Annotated in this window: 21 protein-coding genes; 17 read left to right on the forward strand and 4 right to left on the reverse strand. The window is 57.4% G+C overall.

Annotated elements, in window-relative coordinates; translation table 11 throughout:
* The first annotated feature begins 202 nt into the window (after positions 1-202).
* The 6 genes from VGR81_05010 (at position 203) to VGR81_05035 (ending at position 6,036) form a co-directional block, all read left to right on the forward strand.
* Positions 203-775: an NUDIX hydrolase gene (locus VGR81_05010; protein ID HEV2288295.1), complete on the forward strand. Its 573-nt coding sequence runs from the start codon at positions 203-205 to the stop codon at positions 773-775.
* 446 nt (positions 776-1,221) lie between these two features.
* A complete protein-coding gene (locus tag VGR81_05015) occupies positions 1,222-1,431 on the forward strand; it encodes a cold shock domain-containing protein (GenBank protein ID HEV2288296.1) in 210 nt (69 codons plus the stop codon).
* Positions 1,432-1,495: 64 nt separating this feature from the next.
* Positions 1,496-3,283 (forward strand): DNA polymerase/3'-5' exonuclease PolX, encoded by a 1,788-nt coding sequence (gene polX, locus VGR81_05020; protein ID HEV2288297.1) that lies wholly within the window; start codon positions 1,496-1,498, stop codon positions 3,281-3,283.
* A gap of 143 nt (positions 3,284-3,426) precedes the next feature.
* Positions 3,427-4,083 (forward strand): DUF2306 domain-containing protein, encoded by a 657-nt coding sequence (locus VGR81_05025; protein HEV2288298.1) that lies wholly within the window; start codon positions 3,427-3,429, stop codon positions 4,081-4,083.
* Between the two features lie 147 nt (positions 4,084-4,230).
* The gene (locus VGR81_05030) at positions 4,231-5,139 is read left to right on the forward strand and encodes a DUF4097 family beta strand repeat-containing protein (protein HEV2288299.1); all 909 of its coding nucleotides are present in this window, start codon (positions 4,231-4,233) and stop codon (positions 5,137-5,139) included.
* 75 nt (positions 5,140-5,214) lie between these two features.
* Positions 5,215-6,036 carry a hypothetical protein gene (locus VGR81_05035; protein HEV2288300.1) on the forward strand — a complete coding sequence of 274 codons (822 nt, stop codon included), beginning with the start codon at positions 5,215-5,217 and terminating at the stop codon, positions 6,034-6,036.
* A 24-nt stretch (positions 6,037-6,060) separates the two neighbouring features.
* Here the strand turns inward: VGR81_05035 and VGR81_05040 are convergent, their stop codons facing one another.
* Positions 6,061-7,536, reverse strand: a complete 1,476-nt coding sequence (locus tag VGR81_05040; GenBank protein HEV2288301.1) for a PLP-dependent aminotransferase family protein — start codon at positions 7,534-7,536, stop codon at positions 6,061-6,063.
* 156 nt (positions 7,537-7,692) lie between these two features.
* On the opposite strand from VGR81_05040, the gene VGR81_05045 reads away from it, so the two are divergent.
* The 3 genes from VGR81_05045 (at position 7,693) to VGR81_05055 (ending at position 9,968) form a co-directional block, all read left to right on the forward strand.
* Positions 7,693-7,989: a hypothetical protein gene (locus VGR81_05045; GenBank protein ID HEV2288302.1), complete on the forward strand. Its 297-nt coding sequence runs from the start codon at positions 7,693-7,695 to the stop codon at positions 7,987-7,989.
* Between the two features lie 295 nt (positions 7,990-8,284).
* A complete protein-coding gene (locus VGR81_05050) occupies positions 8,285-9,130 on the forward strand; it encodes a hypothetical protein (protein HEV2288303.1) in 846 nt (281 codons plus the stop codon).
* A 70-nt stretch (positions 9,131-9,200) separates the two neighbouring features.
* Complete coding sequence (locus VGR81_05055) at positions 9,201-9,968, forward strand: hypothetical protein (GenBank protein HEV2288304.1); 768 nt, start codon at positions 9,201-9,203, stop codon at positions 9,966-9,968.
* 36 nt (positions 9,969-10,004) lie between these two features.
* Here VGR81_05055 and VGR81_05060 read toward each other — a convergent pair whose 3' ends face one another.
* The gene (locus tag VGR81_05060; GenBank protein HEV2288305.1) at positions 10,005-10,970 is read right to left on the reverse strand and encodes an MBL fold metallo-hydrolase; all 966 of its coding nucleotides are present in this window, start codon (positions 10,968-10,970) and stop codon (positions 10,005-10,007) included.
* A 799-nt stretch (positions 10,971-11,769) separates the two neighbouring features.
* On the opposite strand from VGR81_05060, the gene VGR81_05065 reads away from it, so the two are divergent.
* The 4 genes from VGR81_05065 to VGR81_05080 all read left to right on the forward strand — a co-directional run bounded on the left by VGR81_05065 (position 11,770) and on the right by VGR81_05080 (position 16,523).
* On the forward strand, positions 11,770-13,326 hold the full coding sequence (locus VGR81_05065) for a radical SAM protein (GenBank protein HEV2288306.1): 1,557 nt from the start codon (positions 11,770-11,772) through the stop codon (positions 13,324-13,326).
* A 277-nt stretch (positions 13,327-13,603) separates the two neighbouring features.
* Entirely contained in the window at positions 13,604-14,917 is a 1,314-nt protein-coding gene (locus tag VGR81_05070) for an inositol-3-phosphate synthase (GenBank protein ID HEV2288307.1), read from the forward strand.
* Between the two features lie 52 nt (positions 14,918-14,969).
* Positions 14,970-15,428, forward strand: coding sequence for a DUF1569 domain-containing protein (locus VGR81_05075; protein ID HEV2288308.1), 459 nt, complete (start codon positions 14,970-14,972; stop codon positions 15,426-15,428).
* Positions 15,429-15,626: 198 nt separating this feature from the next.
* Positions 15,627-16,523 carry a hypothetical protein gene (locus tag VGR81_05080; GenBank protein ID HEV2288309.1) on the forward strand — a complete coding sequence of 299 codons (897 nt, stop codon included), beginning with the start codon at positions 15,627-15,629 and terminating at the stop codon, positions 16,521-16,523.
* A gap of 541 nt (positions 16,524-17,064) precedes the next feature.
* On the opposite strand, the gene VGR81_05085 is transcribed toward VGR81_05080, so the two are convergent.
* Both VGR81_05085 and VGR81_05090 read right to left on the reverse strand, forming a co-directional pair.
* A complete protein-coding gene (locus tag VGR81_05085) occupies positions 17,065-17,586 on the reverse strand; it encodes a hypothetical protein (GenBank protein HEV2288310.1) in 522 nt (173 codons plus the stop codon).
* A 279-nt stretch (positions 17,587-17,865) separates the two neighbouring features.
* Positions 17,866-18,504 (reverse strand): hypothetical protein, encoded by a 639-nt coding sequence (locus VGR81_05090; GenBank protein HEV2288311.1) that lies wholly within the window; start codon positions 18,502-18,504, stop codon positions 17,866-17,868.
* Between the two features lie 294 nt (positions 18,505-18,798).
* Between VGR81_05090 and glnA the strand changes: the two genes are divergently transcribed.
* From glnA to VGR81_05110, 4 genes are all read left to right on the forward strand, one after another.
* Positions 18,799-20,208, forward strand: a complete 1,410-nt coding sequence (gene glnA / locus VGR81_05095) for a type I glutamate--ammonia ligase (GenBank protein HEV2288312.1) — start codon at positions 18,799-18,801, stop codon at positions 20,206-20,208.
* Between the two features lie 105 nt (positions 20,209-20,313).
* The gene (locus VGR81_05100) at positions 20,314-20,811 is read left to right on the forward strand and encodes a VOC family protein (protein ID HEV2288313.1); all 498 of its coding nucleotides are present in this window, start codon (positions 20,314-20,316) and stop codon (positions 20,809-20,811) included.
* Between the two features lie 197 nt (positions 20,812-21,008).
* Complete coding sequence (locus VGR81_05105) at positions 21,009-21,563, forward strand: hypothetical protein (protein ID HEV2288314.1); 555 nt, start codon at positions 21,009-21,011, stop codon at positions 21,561-21,563.
* 13 nt (positions 21,564-21,576) lie between these two features.
* Positions 21,577-21,846, forward strand: a complete 270-nt coding sequence (locus VGR81_05110; protein HEV2288315.1) for a hypothetical protein — start codon at positions 21,577-21,579, stop codon at positions 21,844-21,846.
* Positions 21,847-21,868: the final 22 nt, after the last annotated feature.

A 21,868-nucleotide genomic window follows, 5' to 3' on the forward strand; every position in this document is an offset into this window, starting at 1 on the left:
TTGGCCACTGCCAGCGCGATGCGAGAAAAAGGCAGGAGTCCGACTTCGGCCATCGCACCTCCTGCTTCGATAGCAAACAACAATGGACCAGCGCCGAATATCTCGAATTTTCATCGCCGTAGCGAGGATGTCAACAGAGCCTTTTCTTGTCTAGTCTCTAACCTCCAGCCTCCAGCTTCCAGAATCCTGCTATCATCTGGCCGTGCCTTCTCGCGCAAAAATTCTCTCTAGCCGCACTGTTTTCCGCGGCCCGGTCTTCGACGTCCGCCACGACCGCGTTCTCGAACCTGGTGGCATTCACGCCGAACGCGACCTCGTCGTCCACAACGGCTCCGTCGTCGTTCTTCCCGTCCTCGACAACGGCCGGATCATTCTCGTGCGCCAGTATCGTCACTCCGTCGGCGATTTTCTCTGGGAACTCGTCGCCGGCCGCATCGAGCCGCGCGAATCTCCTCTGCCCGGCGCCAAGCGCGAGCTTCTCGAGGAGACCGGCTACACCGCGCGCCGCTGGCAGAAAATTCTCGACGTCTATCCCACTCCCGGATTCGTCAGCGAAGGCATGGTTGTTTTCGTCGCGCGCGGCCTTCGTGCTGGCGATGCCCAGCCGGAAGACGACGAACGCATCACCGTCCGCGCTTTTTCGCCTCGCGAACTCGATCGCTGGATTCGCTCGGGCAAACTCCGCGACGCCAAATCCATCGCCGGCATCCTTTATTACTTTCGCTTCTGCATCGCCCATGCGAAGCCCCGCGCAAAGAAAATCCGTTCTCGCTGACAGGCTCGCTCGCCTGTCATTCCGCGGCTGACTTCACGTGGCAGTGACTTGATCTGTGTACAGAAGTTGGCGTTTCGCCTTTCGCAGAGGCGCCGCCTGTTTGCGGATTGGCCTTTCGTAGGGGCGACCCTTGGGTCGCGCGCAGCGCGGTTGCCGTTTGTAGCGCAGATTTCACCGCCCCTCAGCCTCGCCGGATGCCGTGTTCAACGCACCTTGCCTTCCGTTGTCATTCTGAGCGCAGCGAAGAATCTCGCCTCGCGTGCTCCGTGTTTCTGCTTTTTCTGGCCACTAGAAGCCATCTCGTAAAAGGTTTTCAGGGGGTCGGAGCTTTAGCTCCGACATAAAGCGCCTGAGAAATAGGGGCTTTAGCCCCTGAAGTAAAGCGTTTGATCGCCTCTCGGTATTTATGAGATGACCTCTCGCCACTCGCCACTGCTTTTTGTAAACTGTTTCCCATGCAAGGCGTCGTGAAGTGGTTCAACAACGCGAAGGGCTTCGGCTTCATCGGCCGCGACGACGGCGGCCCTGACGTTTTCGTGCATCACAGCAGCATCACCGGCGAAAAATTCAAAACCCTCCGCGAAGGCGACCGCGTCGAATTCGACATCGTCCCCGGCCCCAAAGGCGACCAAGCCTCCAACGTCCTCAAACTCTGACTGAAATTGCCTAGGATGGGTCCCTGACTCCCCTTTTCGCCTCTCCCCATCTATAATCTCCCTCATGGAAAATCGCGATATTGCCCGTATCCTCCACGAGACCGCCCTGCTCCTTGAAATCGACGGTGCCATCATCGGCCGCTATCGCAGCTACGAAAAAGCTGCCGAACTTCTTTCGAGCATCCCCGAGCACGTCGAAGAACTCGCCAAGGATCGCGCCAAGCTCACCTCGCTTCCCGGCATCGGTGAAGGCATGGCCGATCACATCGACGAAATCCTCGCCACTGGCGACTACAGCCTCCGCAAAAAACTCCTGAAAAAATATCCCGCTACGATCCTCGATATTCTTTCGCTTCAGGGCATCGGCCCGAAAAAAGTCGCGCTGCTCTGGAAAAAATTCAAGGCCGGTTCCGTGGAAGACGTCGCCAAACTCGCCCGCGAAGGCAAACTCCGCGACATTCCTGGCTTCGGCGAAAAAACCGAAGAGAACATTCTCAAGGCCATCGAATTCTTTCAGCGCTCCAGCGGCCGCGTCCGTCTCGACGTCGCCACCAACACCGCCGCCGAAGTCGCCGAGTACATCCGCAAACTCGGCGGCAAAATCGAATCTGTCACGCCCGCCGGCTCGCTTCGCCGCGGCAAAGAAACCATCGGCGATCTCGATTTCCTCGTCATTCCCGCCGGCCGTCCCTCGCAGAAGGCCATCGACGCCATCTTCGATCACATTTTGAAATTTCCTCCCATTCAGCAGGTTCTCGCGCACGGCGAAAATAAAATCAGCTTCTTGCTCACCAACGGCATGCAAGTCGACGTCCGCGCTATCGCTGAGGAAAGCCACGGTGCCGCGCTCCTCTATTTCACCGGCTCGAAGGAGCATAACGTCGCTCTCCGCGGCCGCGCCAACGCCATGGGCTACACGCTCAACGAATACGCGCTCAGCACGCTCAAAGCCGAGCGCCACGTCGCCAGCAAAACAGAAGCGGAAATCTACGCCAAGCTCAAGCTGCCTTACATCGAGCCCGAGCTGCGCGAAAACACCGGCGAAATCGAAGTCGCAGAAAAAGGCACGCTTCCCAAACTCGTCACTCTCGACGATATTCGCGGCGACCTGCAAATGCACACCACCGCTTCCGACGGCCACAATTCCATCGAGGAAATGGCCGAAGCCGCCCGCGACCTCGGCTACGAATACATCGCTCTCACCGACCATTCCAAAGCCGTCACCGTCGCCAACGGCCTCGACGAAAAGCGCACGCTCGCGCAAATCAAAAAAATCCGCGAAGCCGAAAAACGCGTCGGCGGCATTCGCCTTTTTGCCAGCAGCGAAGTGGACATTCTCAAGGACGGCTCGCTCGATCTCCACGACGAAGTCCTCGCCGAGCTCGACATCGTTCTCGTTTCCATTCACTCCTATATGAATCTCGAACGCGCCGAAATGACCGACCGCATCCTCGCCGCCGTCGAAAATCCCTATACGCAGATCCTCGCGCACCCCACTGGCCGCCTCATCCTTAAGCGCGAACCGTATGACTACGACATCGAAAAAGTCCTCGACGCCTGCCGGAAGCGCGGTGTCGTCGTCGAATGCAACGCCGCTCCTGAGCGTCTCGATTTTCGCGACGCCAATCTGCGCCTCGCCAAGCAGCGCGGCGTCAAGGTTGTCATCTCCACCGACGCGCACTCCACCGCGCATTTCGATCTCATGAAATATGGCGTCCAGACTGCTCGTCGTGGCTGGCTCGAGGCTCACGACGTCGTGAACACCTTCCCGCTCAAAAAATTCCTCGCCGCCTTGCGCCCCAAACCGCACGACGCCCGCGCTCAGGCCGCCGCAAAAAGCAAATCTGCCTGAAATTCGGAGCGAAATAGCTCGCTGACATCCTCACTCTTTTCCTGCAAACGATTTTGTTGATTTCGCAACAAGCCTCTGCTACATATACCCGCACGAATTCTTCCCAAGGCAGCTTACTTGACGTAAAAGAAGGCAGAGGTGCCATGGCCACACCAGCCGCGACCACGGGCCCACGGAGTCGTTTAATTCAAGCCAAGCACGTGATGTTTATCGTGTTCGTCGCGATGATCGTCATTGTTTGGATCACGCGAGATCGTTTCTTGCTCCAGGCGAATTCGTTCTTGCGCCAGCGATACTCGCCGATTGCGCCACTGATGTTTCTGCACGGCGTTCCCGGCGCCATCGCTCTTTTCCTGGGTATCTTTCAGTTTTCCAGCCGACTGCGAACGCGCTTCCTCACGCTGCATCGCGCCATGGGGCGGATTTACGTTGCCTGCGTTGCGCTTGCTGCTCCAGTTGCCATCGTCGTTTCCACCAGGCTGCCGATTCCCACGCTGCTGATGGCCTCAGTGATTCAGGCCAGCGGCTGGATTCTCACCACCGGCACGGCGCTCTACTGTGTGCGCACCGGAAGAATCAGTCAGCATCGCGAATGGATGATTCGCAGCTATCCGTTCGCCGCCGTATTTGTCGTCGTCCGCGTAATTATTGCCATTCCGGCCGTCGCGGCTGCGGGAATGCTCGGCCTGGCCGAGGTGGTTTGGAGCACGATCGCCGTCGCATGCTTCCTGCCGTCTTTTGTGATTGCATGGCAGCATCTCGCAGCCAGCCGCCGGCCGCAAAAAGCACGCGCTGCCTAACTGGTTTTTGAAAGACGACATGAGCCTTCTGGGCTCGCGGCTTTTGATCGCGACCTGGACGCCCGGCTTCACGCTCCCGCACTTCCCGTAGCAAACCGCTGAACTTTTTCGCTACCATCTGCGTACTAGTGTGTGACGGGAGGGACTATGCGGAAATTTCGCTTGTCTATTTGCGGCATTGCCACAGCGCTGAGCTTTGTCGCGCTGGCCATGGCCTCATCGGTCCACGCCACAGAAGGGCTCCCAGGTCCGCGGCAAGCGCAGCCCGGGGGAACAAACTGGTCGAAGACCTACAAATTCTCGGGCCGTCCAAATCTCCGCGTCACGACAAATGACGGCCACGTCGACCTGTACGCTTCCACCGACGGCCAAATCGACGCTCACGTCACCACGCGCGGCTGGACCATCGGCGACCGCGGCGTCAAAATCACCGAAAGCCAGTCCGGCAACGACATCAACATCGACGTCCACGTCCCCACCATGCATTTCTTTTTTGGCTGGAACGACCGCTCCGTGCGCATCGAACTTCGCGTTCCTCATGAAGCCGATTTCGACGTCGAAACCGGCGACGGCAGCGTCACCTCGCAGCCATTTCACGGCCAGCTCCGCATCTCCACCGGCGACGGCAACATTGACGCCAATGGCCTCAAGGGTGAGCTCCGCCTTCATTCCGGCGATGGCCGCATCACCGCCAGCGATCTCGATGGCTCGCTTCGCGCCGATTCTGGAGATGGCCACATCGAAGTTCACGGCCGTTTCGATGTGCTTAATCTCGAATCCGGCGACGGCGCCGTCGTTGTCGAAGCCGCTTCCGGCTCGAAAATTTCATCCGATTGGTCGCTACGCTCCGGCGACGGCAGTATCACCCTGCGTCTCCCCGATGGATTGAACGCCGATCTCGACGCGCACACCGGCGACGGCCACATCAGTCTCGACTTTCCCGTCACCGTTCAGGGTTCGATTTCCGGCTCGACGATTCGCGGCAAAATCGGCGCTGGCGGCCCGCCGCTGATGATTCGCACTGGCGACGGCTCGATTCATATCGAGAAAATTTAATTTTGGTCTGGGCAGAAACCGAGTCGCGGGACTCATCATTTTTGGTTTTTCTGATTTGCTGGCCAGGAGGTTCTCATGCGTAAAGCGGCTCTTCTCTTCGGAATATTTTATTTCGCTGCGCTCGTCTCAGCCGTTCGTCCCGCTGCCGCCGATTCGCAATCCGATCACGAATGGTCCAAGACCTGGACCGTCTCCGCTTCCACGGAATTCCATCTCATCGCCGACCGCGGCAGCGTCCACGTTACGCAGGGCCCTGCCAATTCCGTTCGCGCTGTCGTCACCACGGAAGGCTGGCGCATCGACTCTTCCGAAGTATCTATTTCCGATTCTCAGGATTCTCAACGCCTCGACCTGCGCGTCCGCACGCCGAATGAAGACCATTCTCTCTTCCATTGGCACACCGACAGAGTTCAAATCAATCTGCAAGTTCCCACCGGCTCGCATCTCGACCTCGAAACCGGTTTCGGCGATTTCTTCGCCGACCCGCTCGAGGCCGAGCTTCGCGTCAGCACCGGTTTCGGTGGTATTCACCTTGCTGGTTATCAGGGCAGCCTTCACGCGGATACGGGCTTCGGCGACATGACCGTCGAAGGTCATTTCAATGCCCTCGTACTGAAGACTGGTTTCGGCCATATCCACGCTCGGGCCGACTCCGGCTCGCGCATCTCCGACGACTGGCGGCTTTCCTCTGGCTTCGGTGACGTCAGCCTCGGTCTGCCCGACGGCCTCAATGCCTATCTCGATGCTCACACCGGCATGGGCCGCGTCTCTTCCGACTTCCCCATCGCCATCACCCGATCCGTCGAGCATTCTTCCCTGCGCGGTCGCATCGGCTCCGGTGGCCCCGACATCACCATTGAGACCGGCTTCGGCTCCGTTCGCCTCGACCACACGTAGATTCCAGACAAGCAGTCGCCATCGTCAGCCCACAATTGCTTCCCGCAATTTTCGCACCGCTCCAGGTATCTGCTCCGTAGATGTGCTGCCGAAACCCACAATAAATCCTTGCCGCTTGGCCTTGCCAAAATAAAGCCGTGAGAGCGGCACCAGCGCAATTCCCCGCGTCGCAGCGCGCTCCGCGACTTCTCGATCCGAAATTCCCTTCACCATCATGCAGAAGTGCATCCCCGCCTCCGCTCCTCCGATTTCCACGCGCGATCCCAGCTCCCCCTGTAAGCACTGGATCAAAAGGCCTCGCCGCTCCGCATAGACCGCGCGCATCCGCCGGATGTGCCGCGAAAAATGCCCCTCGCGAAGGAAATCAGCCAGCACCGCTTGAGGAAACGTCGCCGGCCCAATGTCCATCGCAAACCGCACCGCAAGAAATCTCTCCACAAGGTCTTCCGGCGCCACCACGTATCCCAGCCGCAACGACGGAAAGAGAACCTTGCTGAATGTCCCGATGTACACCACGCGCGAATTGCGATCCAATCCCTGCAGCGACGTCACCGGCATGCTTTCATAGCGGTACTCGCTGTCGTAATCATCCTCGATGATCCACGACCCATTGCTCTCCGCCCAATCCAGCAATTGCAGCCGCCGCGACGCGCTCATCGTCACGCCCAGCGGGTATTGATGCGAGGGTGTCACCAGCGCCGCGCGCGCTTTGCGGCATCGTTTCACGCCCATGCCGACGTTCAAGCCTTCACCATCCACGGAAACCGGCACAATCTTGCAGCCGCTGAACTCGAACACTCTGCGCGCATACATATATCCCGGCTCTTCCATCCATACGCGGTTCCCCGCATCGAGCAGCACTCGCGCCGTTATCGCCAGCCCTTGCTGCGAACCGGTGACCATCAGGATCTGTCCGGGTTCGCAGCGCACGCCCCGCGCGGTCCTCAAGTGCGCGGCAATCGCCTCGCGCAGTTCTCGTAATCCCATCGGATCGCCGTAATCGAGCCTTCCCGCGTCGGCCCGTCGCGCGTGCCGCGTCACCAGTCTGTTCCATGTCCGCAATGGAAAATACTCAGCAGCGATCTGGCTGGCGAGAAACGGTCCCACGCTTCGCCGCGTGAAGATAGGATCCATCGCGGGGAGTTTCGCGCATCGTCTCGACGCTGCTCTGCGCGCGGGCGCTATCATGGCCGGTGTCTCTGGCCTCCCGTGCCCCGCGCCGCTTCTTTCCGGCAAAGATCTCGAAACCACTGTGCCCGAGCCCACTCGACTCTCGAAATATCCTTCCGCCAGCAGTTGCGCGTAGGCATTCAGCACCGGAATCCGAGAGACTCCCAGCTCTGCGGCCTGCACGCGGCTCGACGGCACCCGTTGCCCCGCCCGCAAATTCCCTTCCAGGATGGCCTTGCGATACGCGTCATACACTTGCCTGTACAGCGACTTGGGCGCCTTTCGCGTGACCGCAAGGATCGGCGAAATGATCGAAGGGACTCTCTTCATTTTCGCGAAATCATAATGGCTATATCAAAATAGCGTCAAGTGGATATTGCATATCACCGGTTTCTCCGGCAACCTCCTCGCCGTACGCTCCGGCTCGATCGGCTCGCTGCCATTTTCTCCGATCTGCCTTCCCCGGCCGGAGCGAGGAGGAGTCTCATGCGCAACATTCTTCGAGGCAAGCTCAAGGCGGCCATCGTGGCCCTCGCCCTGCTCGCCTCTCTCGCTGTCATTCCCGTGAGCATCGGGGCGCAGGATCAGTCGATGAACGACATGAAGCCGAAAGGCAAAGTCGTTTACGTCTGCGCCTGCCTGAAGAACAAATCTTGCTCCTGTATGACCGAGGCCAAGACCGAAGGTCCGTGCTCCTGCGGAACCGAAGGCGGGCCACCCATGAAGGCAGTGCCGAAGGATAGCGATTGGGCCAAGGCGAATCGCGACGCGCTTGCCCACTGAGCTTTAGTTATTCGGCGTGACTTTCTCGCGGAGTTCGCAAATGGCGGCCATCGTCGCGGCCATTTGGTCGTCGCAGGTTTTCTCTGTCAATGCCTTCCACTTTCCGGTTGTAGGCCAGTTTGAATTTTCTTGATCGTGACACAAAAAAAGGGGCCTCCCAGGTCGGCGGCTAGCCGAGCCTGGGGGATGGGAGTCAAAATTCAAACTCGCCCACTACCCACTTTCCTGGTCATTAGCCTTGACACAACAAAGTAATCCAATCACTTTGGCTCTGCCCGGGGAGAAGGAATAAACAATGCCCGATTCTGTCTCTTCAGCGTCCTCGCCCCTCGATTTCGTTCTCGTCTTCGGCCACCCCATCTACGCGCTGGCCATCGCCGCTCTGGGCATTGAAACGGTCGTCTGCGCGCACACTTCCGTTTTCCTCTATCCCCTGCCTGCCCATCCTCGTTTCCCCGCAATCTCTGTTCTGCCCTGGCTCCCGCCAATTCCCTGGCTCGCCTACTCCTTCGGAATCGTCATGGCTCTGCTCGGTTTCGGCCTGCTCCCACGCCGCACGCTGCGCCCTTCCGCGCTCGCGCTCGGCTCTCTCCTTTTTCTCGCCGCGCTAATTCTCGACGTTCCTCGCAACGCCGCTCTCCCCGGCAGCATCGGCTTGCGCACTCTTGTTTTCGAGCCTCTTTCCCTGGCCTGCATCGCCTGGCTTCTTCCCGGCGCTGACCAAATTCCCGCCGGCCTTGAGCGCCTCGCTCGTTATCTGCTTGCCATTTCGTTCATCATTTTTGGCGTGGATCACTTCCTCGCGCTTCGCCCCATCGCCGCGCTCATTCCCGGCTGGATTCCCTGGCACGTCTTCTGGATCGCCTTCTTCGGCGCAGGATTCATCGCCACCGGCATCAGCCTTGCCTCCAACATTCTCGTGCGCTGGAGCACCGCCTGCATCGGCCTCATGTACATGATTTGGGTGCTCACGCTGCATCTTCCTTCTGTCCTTGGCACCTACGTCATGGCCGGACGCAATAATCATGTTTCCTTGATGTCCAGTTTTCTCATTGCCGTTTCTCTCTGGGGAGGGCCCTGGGCTTTGGCGCGCAGCGTCAGGCAGACTGCTCTCACGAGCTCGCCCTCCGCGCCTTCTTGAGCGAGACATAATTTTTCAGCAAGCTATGGGACACTCTTTTGCACGATGATCTTTGGACTAGGATGACACCATGAAAATCTATCTCGGGCGTCACGTATTCGGATTGGCCGCCATCATCTTCGGCATTTTCACCTTCGCTTGGCGCGGCTTTTTCGTGCTGCAACAGACCCAGTCGATCGCAAACATTTCCCACCACGGATTCCTCATGTACCTTGCCGCGGCCATCGAAATTCTCGCCGGCTTGGCGATTCAATGGGACAAAACGGCGCGCGCCGGAGCGATCGCCCTCGGCATCCTCTTCTCTCTCATCGCTCTGTCTTGGATACCCGACATCGTCGCTAAACCGGGCGTCTATTACACCTGGGGCGCATTTTTCTACCCATTTTCCAAGGCTGCGGGAGCGCTCATCGTCTACGCCACGTTTGGTCGCAGCGCCTCGCAGCAGCTAACAAAGTTGGCTCAGTTCGCGTGCATCTCCTTTGCCCTTTGCCTGATTTCCTTCGCATTGGAGCAAGTGGAATTCTTCGCTCACACGGCAGAGCTTGTTCCAAAATGGATTCCGCTCGGGCAAAATTTCTGGGCCTGGGCCACCACGGCTGCTTTTATCCTCGCCGCCATCGCTTTGCTTTCCGCGCGCTTCGCTCTTCTCGCTGCCCAGCTGACTACCGCAATGCTCATCGGATTCGGCGTACTGATTTGGCTGCCCGTGTGTTTTGGAAATGTACATAACATTTTCAATTGGTCCGAGAATTTGGAGAATCTTGCGATAGCCGGAGCGGCGTGGATTGTCGCCGATTATCTCAGCCAAAAGCGCTCCGCCTCGATGCCCGCTAGGTAAAGTCTCCGGCGAGGAAAACTCATCGCGCTCCGGCCGTCACGGATTTACTCCCGTGCCGTCACTGCGGCTTGCTGCGTGCCACGTCACTTCCTTGCCCACATCAATCACCGTCAAATCCTGGGCGACGGCGAGTGGCCCCGCATATTCTGTCCGCACCGCCTGCGCAATCCCCGCCGCATCTTTGTAGTGATAGACCACCGCCAGCTTCGGCTTCACTTCCGCGAATGCGCGCCCCGCATCTTCCGCGCTGGCAATCGTACGCTGTGCCGGCGGCGTTGGGTTCGTCGCTCCCACGCTCCACGCCGCATGGATCACGCAATCCGCGCCGTGCGCAAAATGGATCAGATTCTCCGAAAATTTCGTGTCGCCCGAAATCACCACCGCATGTCCGCCGTAGTCCACGCGGTACCCGAACGCCGGCTTCACGTTCCCATGATCCACCAGAAATGCTGTCACTCGCACTCCGCCTTTGTCATAAACAATTCCCTGCTCGATATCCTTCGCATCGATTGCCACGCCGCTCGCCGGCAAATTCTCCGGCGCTGCCTCGCGCACCGCGATGTCTCCTGCAAACGCTTCCGCCAAATGTTCCGCCATGCTCTGCGTTCCGCTCGGCCCAAAGAGTTCGAGCGACTTCTGCCGCCCCAGAAACCATCCTGTCAGCCACAAATCCGGCAGCCCTACGACATGGTCCGAGTGCAGGTGCGTCAAAAACACAGCGTCAATCTCGTTCGCTTTCACTCCCGCTTGCGACAATCGAATCACTGCGCCGCGCCCGCAATCGAAGAGCAGTCGTTTCCCTCCCTCCTCGGCCAGAATCGCCGCTCCGAATCGCTTTGCGTTCGGATACGGCGTCCCTGTTCCCAGCATCGTCACGCGTATCGCATCCACGCTCTTCGCTGCTCCCGCTGCGCTCACATTCTCTCCCGCGCTAACCATCACGCCTGCCAGCGCCATCACGCCCGCAACTGCAAAAATGATTCGCTCGAATCGCTTCAGCACCTGTTTCCCCGGCTCAAGGTCACCAATTCTTCGCGATTTCTCGCGCTCAATCGCATCTTACCACGGCCCAATTTCACCGCTCCGCGCCGCCACAAAATCGCTCTTTTCGCCGGCAGCCATTGCTCTCACCCTTGCGCAAACTTTTTCTCCTTTGTGGCTACGCGTGCCCGTGCTGTCGCCATCCGCACACACTTTTTTCGCTGACAAATTTCGTCTTCCTCCATCAAATCAGCGACTTAGAATTCCTTTGCTCAAGGTACCCCATTTGCTCTTATTGCCTCTGTCTCTTTAGGGAGAGGCTGCAATGGGCAATATTTTCATCCTGACCGTCTCAGCCATTCTGGTTTTCCTCTGCATCGCGTCCGGCATCGAGCACATCGGTCCCGGTCGCCCGCGCAAAAACTAGCGGCGTACTCATCATTCTTTGAGCCCTCTCTGTATGCTCGGTATTCTGCCAATCTGAACCCTCTAACTGTCTGATCTTCATCCCTCGGTCCGTTCACACCGATTCGTGCCGGAAATCTCGCGCATCGGCTCGAAGCGATATGCATACGAGGTTGACCAAGCGGCACTTCAACAGGAATATTAATTTCCTCTTTCTCCAAATTCTGGAATATGATTGCTTCGTAACTTGAATGCAGGCCACCGCGCGAACCAATTTCTAAATTCCCGCCCGCGCTGCGTGGCATTTCGTTAAGTCGAGCAATCGCGCAATTCACTGAATTCGCTTGGTTCTCGCGGATGGGCCATGCCGGACCGTGAGTTTGATTTGGCGCACACACGTGCTGCAAAGAATTCCATGAAGATTTTATTGTACAACCCAGACAACGGTGTTACCCGCAACTTCATGCCGCACCTTTGGATGTTTCTCCTCCAGTCGCTCACTCCTCCTGGCCACGAAGTCGTGCTGATTGACGGCAACGCGCAACCCATGGACGAAGAAAGCATCGCCCGCTATGTGCGCGAAAATAATATCGGTCTCGTGGGCATCGGTGCGATGACTCGTATGATCGCCAAGGCTTATCGCATGGCCGACGCCGTCCGTGCCGCAGGCGTAAAAGTCGTAATGGGCGGCCCGCACGTCACCGAAATGGCCCATGAGGCGCTTGGCCGCGACGGCGGCTCGCGTCACGCCGACGCCGTTGCTCTTGGCGAGGCTGATGAGACATGGCCCAAGATCGTCGAAGATGCGGCACGCGGCTCTCTCAAAGATATCTACGCCCCCGTCGACGACTTTGGCCAGGAACGCAAACCTGCGCTGCAACCTTACCCGGTGATTCCCTGGGACAAAATCAAGCTGGAACAATTCAATTTGCTTCCGCGCGTGTTGCAGCCTCTGCTCAAGCGCGTCGGCGCCGGCTGGGGAACGTTTCGCATTATTCCCGTCGAATCCGGCCGCGGTTGCCCCTACGGCTGCGAGTTTTGCACCGTCACGGGATTTTTCGGCGACTCCATTCGCTTTCGCACCAATGAAAGTGTCGTCAACGAGCTATTGCTTCTCAAGGCGCGTGCTCGCGAAGAAGGCGGCCAGATCGCCGTCTTTTTCATCGACGACAATTTTGCCATCAACCTGAAGCGCACGAAGTCCCTCCTGCGCGACATCATCGCCGCCAACGCCCAGGTGCACTGGGTCGCGCAGATCAGCGCCAATCTCCTGCGCGACGAAGAACTCGTGGGCCTCATCGCCGCCGCCGGCGGCAAGTGGATTTTCATCGGAATGGAATCCATCGACCCCGCCAACCTTGCTGACGTCAAAAAGGGCTTCAACAAACCCGCCGAATATGCTGTCGTCCTCGACCGCCTCGCCCGCCACAACATTTTTGCCATCACTTCCTTCATCTTCGGCATGGACAATGACACTCCCGGCGTGGCCGACCGCACCTTAAAGGAAATCCGCACTTGGCCCCCCGGCCTCCCCATTTTTGGGTTGCTGACTCCTCTGCCTGCCACGCCCCTTTACAAGAGGCTCGAAGCCGCGGGACGCCTCACGCGTGTCAAGCACTGGCAGGAGTTCATTCCTTTCGCCATGGCCCATACACCGCTGAAGATAACCATCGATGAAGCTCACGAAGAAGTTCGCAAGGGATGGTCTAGTTCCTACAGCCCCGAGGCCATTGAAAAAGCCGTGGATTCGATCAACCACAAGCCGCTCGGTTATCGCATCAATATTCTTGTCGCACGCCTTTGTTTCCGCGGAATTTATTTCCCGCAAATGGGCCGTTTCGCATGGCTGAAATCCATTCTTGAAAATCGCCGCACGATTTTCAAGCTGCTGAAGCAGGGCTTTGGAGGAGGTCTTCACGCGGCCGCGCCGTCCGGTGCGGCTCAGCCGGCTGCCGAACAACAGCAAACCTGACTCCGGTTCGCAAATCCTTTCTCGTTTGTTCCTCCAAGTGCGAAACTGTCGCCATTCACCGTCGTTCCGCGGTGCGGCAAAATCCCTTTTCTCCTGTCGAATCAATGGATCGAATTTTGCCCGGGTGGGCGGCCCGTTTGCCGCCGTGTCCGTCGCTTGGCGCCGAAACGAATTGCAAATCCATCTCGCTTCGCGCATCATATTTAGTTTCTTGACAGGCGCTTTTCTTTCATAAGCGTTTTGCGCGCCTGCACTTTATTTCACTGAGGAGATAGGAATGCGGAAACCTGGAAAGATCGCGCCCGCCAAGGGCAAGCTCGGCGTTTTGACGCCCGGCGTCGGCGCGGTAAGCACCACGTTCATGGCTGGCGTCGAGCTTGTGCGCAAACGCGCGGCGCTGCCCATCGGCTCGCTCACGCAGATGGGAACGATTCGCCTCGGCAAACGGACCGAAAATCGCGCGCCGAAAATCCGCGACTTTGTTTCTCTTGCCGACCTGAACGATCTCGTCTTCGGCGGCTGGGACATTTTCCCCGACACGGCCCACGAAGCCGCGAAAAAAGCCGGCGTCCTTGACGATTCGCATCTTTCCAAAGTTCAGCCTTTCCTTCACGGCATCAAGCCTATGAAGGCGGCCTTCGATCAGAACTACGTCAAGAAGCTCCACGGCACGCACGTCAAGCACGCCAAGAATAAATTCGATCTCGCCGAACAGCTTCGCGACGACATCCGCGAATTCAAGAAAAAATCTAAAGTCGACCGCACGGTCATGGTCTGGTGCGCTTCGACGGAGATTTTTCTCAAGCCCGAAAAAATCCACGACACGCTCGCTTCCTTCGAGCGCGCCATGAAGGAAAATCACGAATCCATCGCGCCCTCGATGCTCTATGCCTACGCCGCGATTCAGGAGGGCGTGCCCTTCGCCAATGGCGCGCCGAATTTGACTGCCGAACTTCCTGCACTCGTCGAACTCGCCAAAGAAAAAAACGTTCCCATCTGCGGCAAGGATTTCAAAACCGGCCAGACGCTGATGAAGACGATTCTCTCGCCCGGTTTCAAGGCGCGCATGATTGGCGTGAAGGGCTGGTTCTCCACCAACATTCTCGGCAATCGCGACGGCGAAGTGCTTGACGATCCCGGCTCGTTCAAAACCAAAGAAGAATCTAAGCTCGGCGCGCTCGAATATATTTTTCAACCCAAGCTTTATCCCGAACTCTACGGCGATCTCTACCACAAAGTGCGCATCAACTATTACCCGCCGCGCGGCGACAACAAAGAGGGCTGGGACAACATCGACATTTTCGGCTGGCTCGGCTATCCCATGCAGATCAAAGTGGATTTTCTGTGCCGCGATTCGATTCTCGCCGCGCCCATCGTGCTCGATCTCGTGCTCTTTCTCGACCTCGCGCAGCGCGCCGGAATGCGCGGCATTCAGGAGTGGCTCAGCTTCTATTTCAAATCGCCCATGTGCGCGCCGGAGCTGTATCCCGAGCATGATCTCTTCATCCAGCTGATGAAACTGAAAAACACGCTGCGCTGGATGATGGGCGAAGAACTCATCACCCACCTCGGCGCCGAATATTACGATTAGGTGCCCGACGCTCTGGTTTTGCGCGGGCGTCACGAGCTTCAAGGAGAAGGTAATGGTTTCGAAAAACCTGTTCGAACCATTAAGCGTTGAAGAAATCAGAAAGCGAATCCTCCAGTTGAAGCCCGATAGCCAGCGGCAGTGGGGCAAGATGCACCCGGCGCAGATGCTCGCGCATTGTTCGCTGGGTGTGGAGATGGCCATGGGAGACCTGCGCCCGCCACGCATGCTGATTGGGCGCATTCTGGGATCGCTTGCCAAGGCAAAGGCTCTAAAAGACGGCGAGCCTTTGCGGAAAAATTCATCTACGATGAAGAGCCTATTGATTAAGGACAACCCCGATTTCGCAGCGCAGCGCGAGCGCCTCTCCGCATTGGTCGAACGCTTCGCCGCTGCCGGCCCGGCAGGATGCACCACGCACCCGCACAGTTTTTTTGGCCGGTTGACGCCGCAGGAGTGGGCCGTCTTGATGTACAAACATCTCGATCACCATTTGCGGCAATTTGGCGTCTGATGCCTCGTTGGGAAGTTTTTTGCCGCGCTGTATTGGCTTCCGCGCGGGTTTCGCGTTTACTCTAGCGTCACAAAACGCGCTCGCTTTCGTCACAAAACGCCCATTTTCTGGTAATTTCGCAGCATCATGGTTGTCGGGGCCCTGCTGAACGCGGGCCATTTTTGTGAGTAAAATTCGAAACTAAACGGAGACCCAGCCTTGCGAAAATTTTCTGTATATGCCACTGCACTGCTTTTCGGGTGCATCATCTTTCTTCCGGCGAGCTGCTTCGCGCAATCGTCGATTGCCGCCAGCGCAACGATTACATCGCTCAACGCGAATGAATCTTCGTCGCTTGTTCCGGCATCGCCACTCGTTGCCGATGATTACAGCTTCTATTCCCTTGCGGCTCCGTCGCTGGCTCTGACGCCTTCGGCGCCAGCTCCGCCGCCCGGTGTGCCGATTCTTTCGCGCATCGGCATCGGCGTAAAAGTTTCGACGCTCGGCGCGGGCATCGAAGCCGCCTACAAAATTATTCCGCATCTCAATATTCGCGGCGGCTTCAACGATTTCAGCTACAGCCGCACGTTCAACACCAATGGCTTCGCCGCCGACGCCAGCCTGCAGTTGCGTTCCGTGGAAGGCCATGTGGATTACTTCCTCATCGGCCCGCTGCACATCAGCGGTGGCGCGCTTTTCTACAACGACAACAAGGCCACGGGTAACCTCACAGTGCCCGGCGGCAGTAGTTTCAAGCTCAACAGCACGACCTATTACAGCGATCCTACGAATCCGATTACCGGCAATGCAACGCTCGGCTTGAATAAGGCCGCGCCGACAGCAACGCTGGGCCTCGGCAACCTCGTCGGGAAGCATCGCGTCAGCGTCAATTTCGAAGTGGGCGCGGCGTTCCAGGGCTCGCCATCGATCGGCATGAACCTCGCGGGAACGGCTTGCACTTCGTATCCGTGCGTCGCCGGCGTAAATACGATTAATGCCGCGACGGACCCGGGATTGCAGTCCAACCTGGCGGCGCAGCGGAAGAAGTACAGCAACGACCTGACCGCGTTCAAGTTTTACCCGATCATTTCGCTCGGCTTCAGCTTCCGGCTCTAGTTTTTTTGAGCTTTCCCCTGCCCCATCCTTTGCGCATGACGCAGAGGATGGGGTTTTTCTTTTAGCTCCGTTCAATGCCAAAGCCAAGACGCTAACCCCGCGATAAATTAAATATCATGACGGAAGAGGAGTTCCAGCGTCCGCGAACAGGTGAGATCATGAGCGTTGATACCGCTCGACCAGAAAAAGCTCCCAGTTCCATCCGTCGGCCTGCACAAACTGCGCGACTCCACAAATGGCCAAGCCCACGAACGCAGAGAAGGGCTCGGAAGCGCAAACCACTCACTCCGTTCGAATAATTAGGCTGTCATTTTGTTGCCGAATTCTCTTGACGGATAGTTAATCTTATGGTAAGCTGTGGGTGTATAGGTTGATATCTGTCGGCTGGGCCGTTTGCTCCGGATTCCCCGGACGCATAAGCTCTCCCGCAAACTGATTGATGAGTTGTGTCAATCGTCTCGGTAAGGTGCCGAGGCGATTTTTTTTTCGAAATTGCCCAAGGAGGGCTGCCATGCCAAAGTCTTCACGCTTTACCCGGCGCTCAATTCGCCGCCAGCCACGCCTCGGGAGAAGCAACGCGAACACCAAAGTTCTCGAAGAGGCCATCGCCCTGCGCGATAAAGTCTTCAAGCTGCTTCCCGCCGAATCCGCCGCTACCCGTCCCGCACACTCGATCCAGAACGCCGCTCCTCCCATGCGTCGCAAACCTTCTCGCTCCGATCTCCACAACAACTCCAATTTCCGGCGTCATTCCCGCAAATGCGCCATCTGTCACCATCCGCAGCGCGAAGACATTGAAGAGGAATTCCTCCAATGGCATCCGCCGGCGAACATCCAGCAGGATTACGACCTGCCCAGTCGCCCGGCGATTTACCGTCACGCCCAGGCCACTGGCCTCCGCAGACGTCGCCGCCGTAATCTCCGCGGTCTTGCCGAACGCATTTTGGAAAACGCCGACGTCATCAGCCCCTCCGGCGAAACGATCCTTCGCGCCATGCGCATTTATGCGCACATCACCGAAGATGGCGAATGGATCGAACCCGCCAAGCGCACCGTTGTCCATCACATTCATTCCTTCGCGCCTCGTACCGATTCAGTGGAAAACACTTCGCGCGACCTTCCTCTTGCACCGTCAGAGCCGTCGCTCTCTCAGCTCGCCGAGCCGGGGCCTCCAGCGGCTTCTCCGGACCCTTCTTCTGCTGAAATTCTAATCGGGACACTAGCGCCAACTGACGAGCCCGCAAATGATTGAAAACACTCACCGCAGGCCGTTTCTAATCGGGACACATTTCGGCCCGCGAGATGCGCTCGCGAAAATACGAGCACGAGAAAGACGATATGGCTAGTTGCTGTCGTCCTTCTTCGATTTCGCGTCCTCGAAGGTCATTTGCTTATGGTCGCGGAGGAACGCGGTAATGTCGTTCTCCGAGCCGGAGAGAATGCTCGAGACGATATCACCGTCGGCAACGTCGATTCGGACGTTGTGCTGTTTTGCGAGGTCCAGCTGCTTGTCGATATCCTTATCGGTGAAATCGAGCTCCTTGAAATCGTGCTGCTGAATGCGGAAAAAGCTGATGGTCCAGATGTTTTCGGAGTCGCACTTCTGCTGAATGGCGTAAATATCGTCGCGGAGATGCATGAAACGCAGAGTGCCTGAGCCGGTTCCGTTGTCATTTGTATCGCAATCGTTCCATGGTGTTTTTGAATCGCTGTGCGCGGTGAAAGTGTAATCGTTGCTGCCGGCGACGCGCGTGAGATGCATTTTGGTTCCGTCGGGCAGTGTGACGTCACTGTCGGCATAGGGCATGACGTCCGCCGCGCCGCGGGAGATCATTTCTTGCCGCGCTTTGTAGTTTTCGCATCCGGCCAGCAGCGCGGCTGCGCCAAAAACGATCAGCAGCGACAGCAACGTGTTGCGCACAGCGGATTTGCCACCGCATAGAATTTGCCGGGGACCGGCCTGGGCCTGGGTTGCACTCATCTTTATTCCTCCACGAGATTTGGAAAGCAAATGCGTGAATGGAGATTAGGGAGGAATTCGATGTACTGCAATAAACAGAGTCTTTGGCGGTGCTGAAACCGCCAACGCGGCGCAGAAATGCGAAAGAAGAAAAACCTCCGCGAGAAGGAGATGGAAGCGCGGAAAGATGGCCGGGCCAAAATGGAGGGCGAGGCGCGAGCGGAGGTGTGCGGCGCCCGCTTGACGCGGAAGAGGCACTGAGCTATCGTCGCCGATTAAAATTCAAGCGCCGCAGCTTATCTGCGGGGGAGGAATATGGATCCGAAATCAGTGATGGATTACGCCGCGAAGCACAATGCCAAAATTCTGGATTTGCGCTTCATCGACATTCCCGGCGTGTGGCACCACATCAGTTTCCCCATCCACGAACTGAGCGCGCATTCGTTCGAGGATGGATTTGGCATGGACGGCAGCTCGATTCGCGGATGGGCATCGATTCACGAATCGGACATGCTGTTGATACCGGACGCAAGCTCGGTGTTCATGGACCCGTTTCGCGACACGCCGACGCTCGTGATGCTCGCCGATGTGGTGGACCCGATGACGAAGCAGCCGTATCCGCGCGATTCACGGCACATCGCGCGCAAGGCGGAAGCGTATCTGGGATTCACGGGAATTGCGGACCAGGCGTTCTTCGGCGCCGAGGCGGAGTTTTTTATTTTTGACAACGTACGATTCGAGCAGCGCGAACAGCACGGATTTTATTTCATCGACTCCGAGGAAGGCCGCTGGAATTCGGGCCGCGCGGAACACAACCTCGGATATCGCCCGCGTTACAAGGAAGGCTACTTCCCCGTTCCTCCGACCGATCACTACATGGATTTGCGCACGGATATGATCCTGCAACTGGAAACGTGCGGAATCAACGTCGAATGCCATCACCACGAAGTCGCCACGGGCGGACAGACGGAAATCGATTTCAAATTTGACACGATGCTGAAAGCCGCGGACAACATGATGATTTTCAAATACGTCGTCCGCAACACCGCGCATCAATACGGAAAAACCGTGACGTTCATGCCGAAGCCGCTTTTTCAGGACAACGGCAACGGCATGCACACACACCAGTCGCTGTGGCAGAAGGGCAAGCCGCTTTTCGCCGGAGATGGCTACGCCGGACTGAGCCAGACCGCACTGTGGTACATCGGCGGGCTGCTGAAGCACGCGCCGGCGCTCGCCGCGCTGATCGCGCCGACGACGAATTCGTACAAGCGGCTCGTGCCGGGCTTCGAAGCGCCGGTGAATCTGGCGTACTCGCGGCGGAATCGCTCGGCGGCGGTGCGCATTCCGATGTACTCGGCAAGCCCGAAGGCGAAGCGCATCGAGTTCCGGCCGCCGGACCCGTCGTGCAATCCGTATCTGGCGTATTCGGCGATGCTGATGGCCGGGCTCGATGGCGTCGAGAATAAAATCGATCCGGGGCAGCCGCTCGACAAGGATATTTACGATTTGTCGCCGGAAGAATTGAAGAATGTGCCGTCCATGCCGGGATCGCTCGAAGAATCGCTGCGCGCGCTGGAAAAAGATCACAAATTCCTGCTCAAGGGCGACGTCTTCAGCGAAGACCTGATTCATTTGTGGATCGAATACAAAATGAAAAACGAAGTGAATGCCGTGCGGATGAGGCCGCATCCGTACGAATTTCAGCTGTATTACGACATCTAACAGCAGTGACTCGTGGTTAGTGGCGAGTGGTTAGCGAAAAACAGAAGGCAGCGAACGATTTCGGGGAGTCGGAGTTTCGACTCCCCGTTCTTTTTGGAGGAGGAAATGAAAATGACAGCGATCAGTTTCGGCCTCGTATCGGCGGCGATGACGGCGAGTTTTGCAGTGGGCATGATGGTGCAGGCAAAGCGAAACGCAAAAGCAGAAGCAAACAAGGACGTGCGCGTGACGGGCATCGGCGGCGTTTTCTTCAAGGCGAATGACGCTGAGAAACTGGCAGCGTGGTATCACGAGCACCTGGGAATTGATTTTCAAAGCTATGGCGGGAGCGCATTCCATCAGTTCGAGTGGCTCGAAAAAGATAATCCCTCGAAAACCGGCGGCACTGTCTTGGCAGTATTCCCGCAGACGGCGACAAATTTCGGCGCGAGCAAATCGCCGCTGATGATCAATTATCGCGTGGCGAACCTGGATCGGCTGCTCGCTGAATTGAAAGCCGAAGGCGTGCAAGTGGACGATAAAACTGAAGACGCTCCGTATGGCAAGTTCGGTTGGGCGACGGATCCGGAGGGCAATCGGATCGAATTCTGGGAACCCAAGTAAAAGAAAGTGACGAGTGGCTAGAAAAGGCAAAAGCAACGCGCGCGATTCGCGTGCGGACCCATCCCGACGAGATCCAGCTGGACTACGACGCTTAGCCGTAGCGGCATATTTTTCGATACGTTACGGCGGACGAAATAGTTTGGGCATGAATTTGGGCTGACACTAAAATAGGCTTTATCCGGAAAAGGAGCGAGCCTATGCCCAGCATTCCCAAAATCATCATTGGCTTGCTGTTCGGCGCGTTGGTCGCGATGCCCTCTTACGCACAAACAAAGTTAACTGCGCGCGATTACTATAAAGAGCTCTACGCCGCCGGGGGTTTAGACCGCTTGGCCGACGGCTACGCGTGCTTCGAGGACGATCCAAAGGCTGAGGCATTCTTCATTTTTGGGGAGGGCAAATACATTCGGGAATCCATGACTGCGGACGGCACGTTTAGCAAGTTGCCGAAGTCAACTCAACTGCTCATGAAAAAAGGATTCCTCATGGTTCAAGGTTACGATAAGGGGGTTCCGTGGCAGAGTGACGAACTCCTGAGGAAGGACGAGGGTTCATGGGTCAGCGACGAGCGAATGTTGGATAAGCACACGCTGGTTAGGATTAAATTCACGATAAATTGGCAGACTCTGCGGTACAAATGGGCGGCTGAGGCGCTGAATCTGGATTCAACCTATCGTTCGGAGGTCGCAAGTTTCGGGAAATGCGAGAGAGTTCCGCTCGGCGTTCGCCAGCGCGAAGGCGATAAGCCTTGACAGGAAGTGATGAATGAGCTGCGACTTGATTTACGTTGACAAGAACAATGACTCAAATTTCACGAACGATTGGAAGTATTACCGCGTCACGCCCATCGCGGCGTCGAATATCGAGGTATGCGAGGTCGAGTTCCCGTCACTCCGCGACAAGGGTGTTGCGACCCAAACCCCCGGCATCGTGGGGCTCGCCTCTGCGCACGAAATAAACGTGAAACTCCTGCACAAGAGTTATGGCGTCGTTCACGAAGAGGCTGTGCTGATTGGTGTGCGTTGGAGGGACTGACTCTAACCGCCGATCTGAATTT

The organism is Candidatus Acidiferrales bacterium, from assembly GCA_035934015.1.
Taxonomy (GTDB): Bacteria; Acidobacteriota; Terriglobia; order Acidiferrales; family UBA7541; genus DAHUXN01.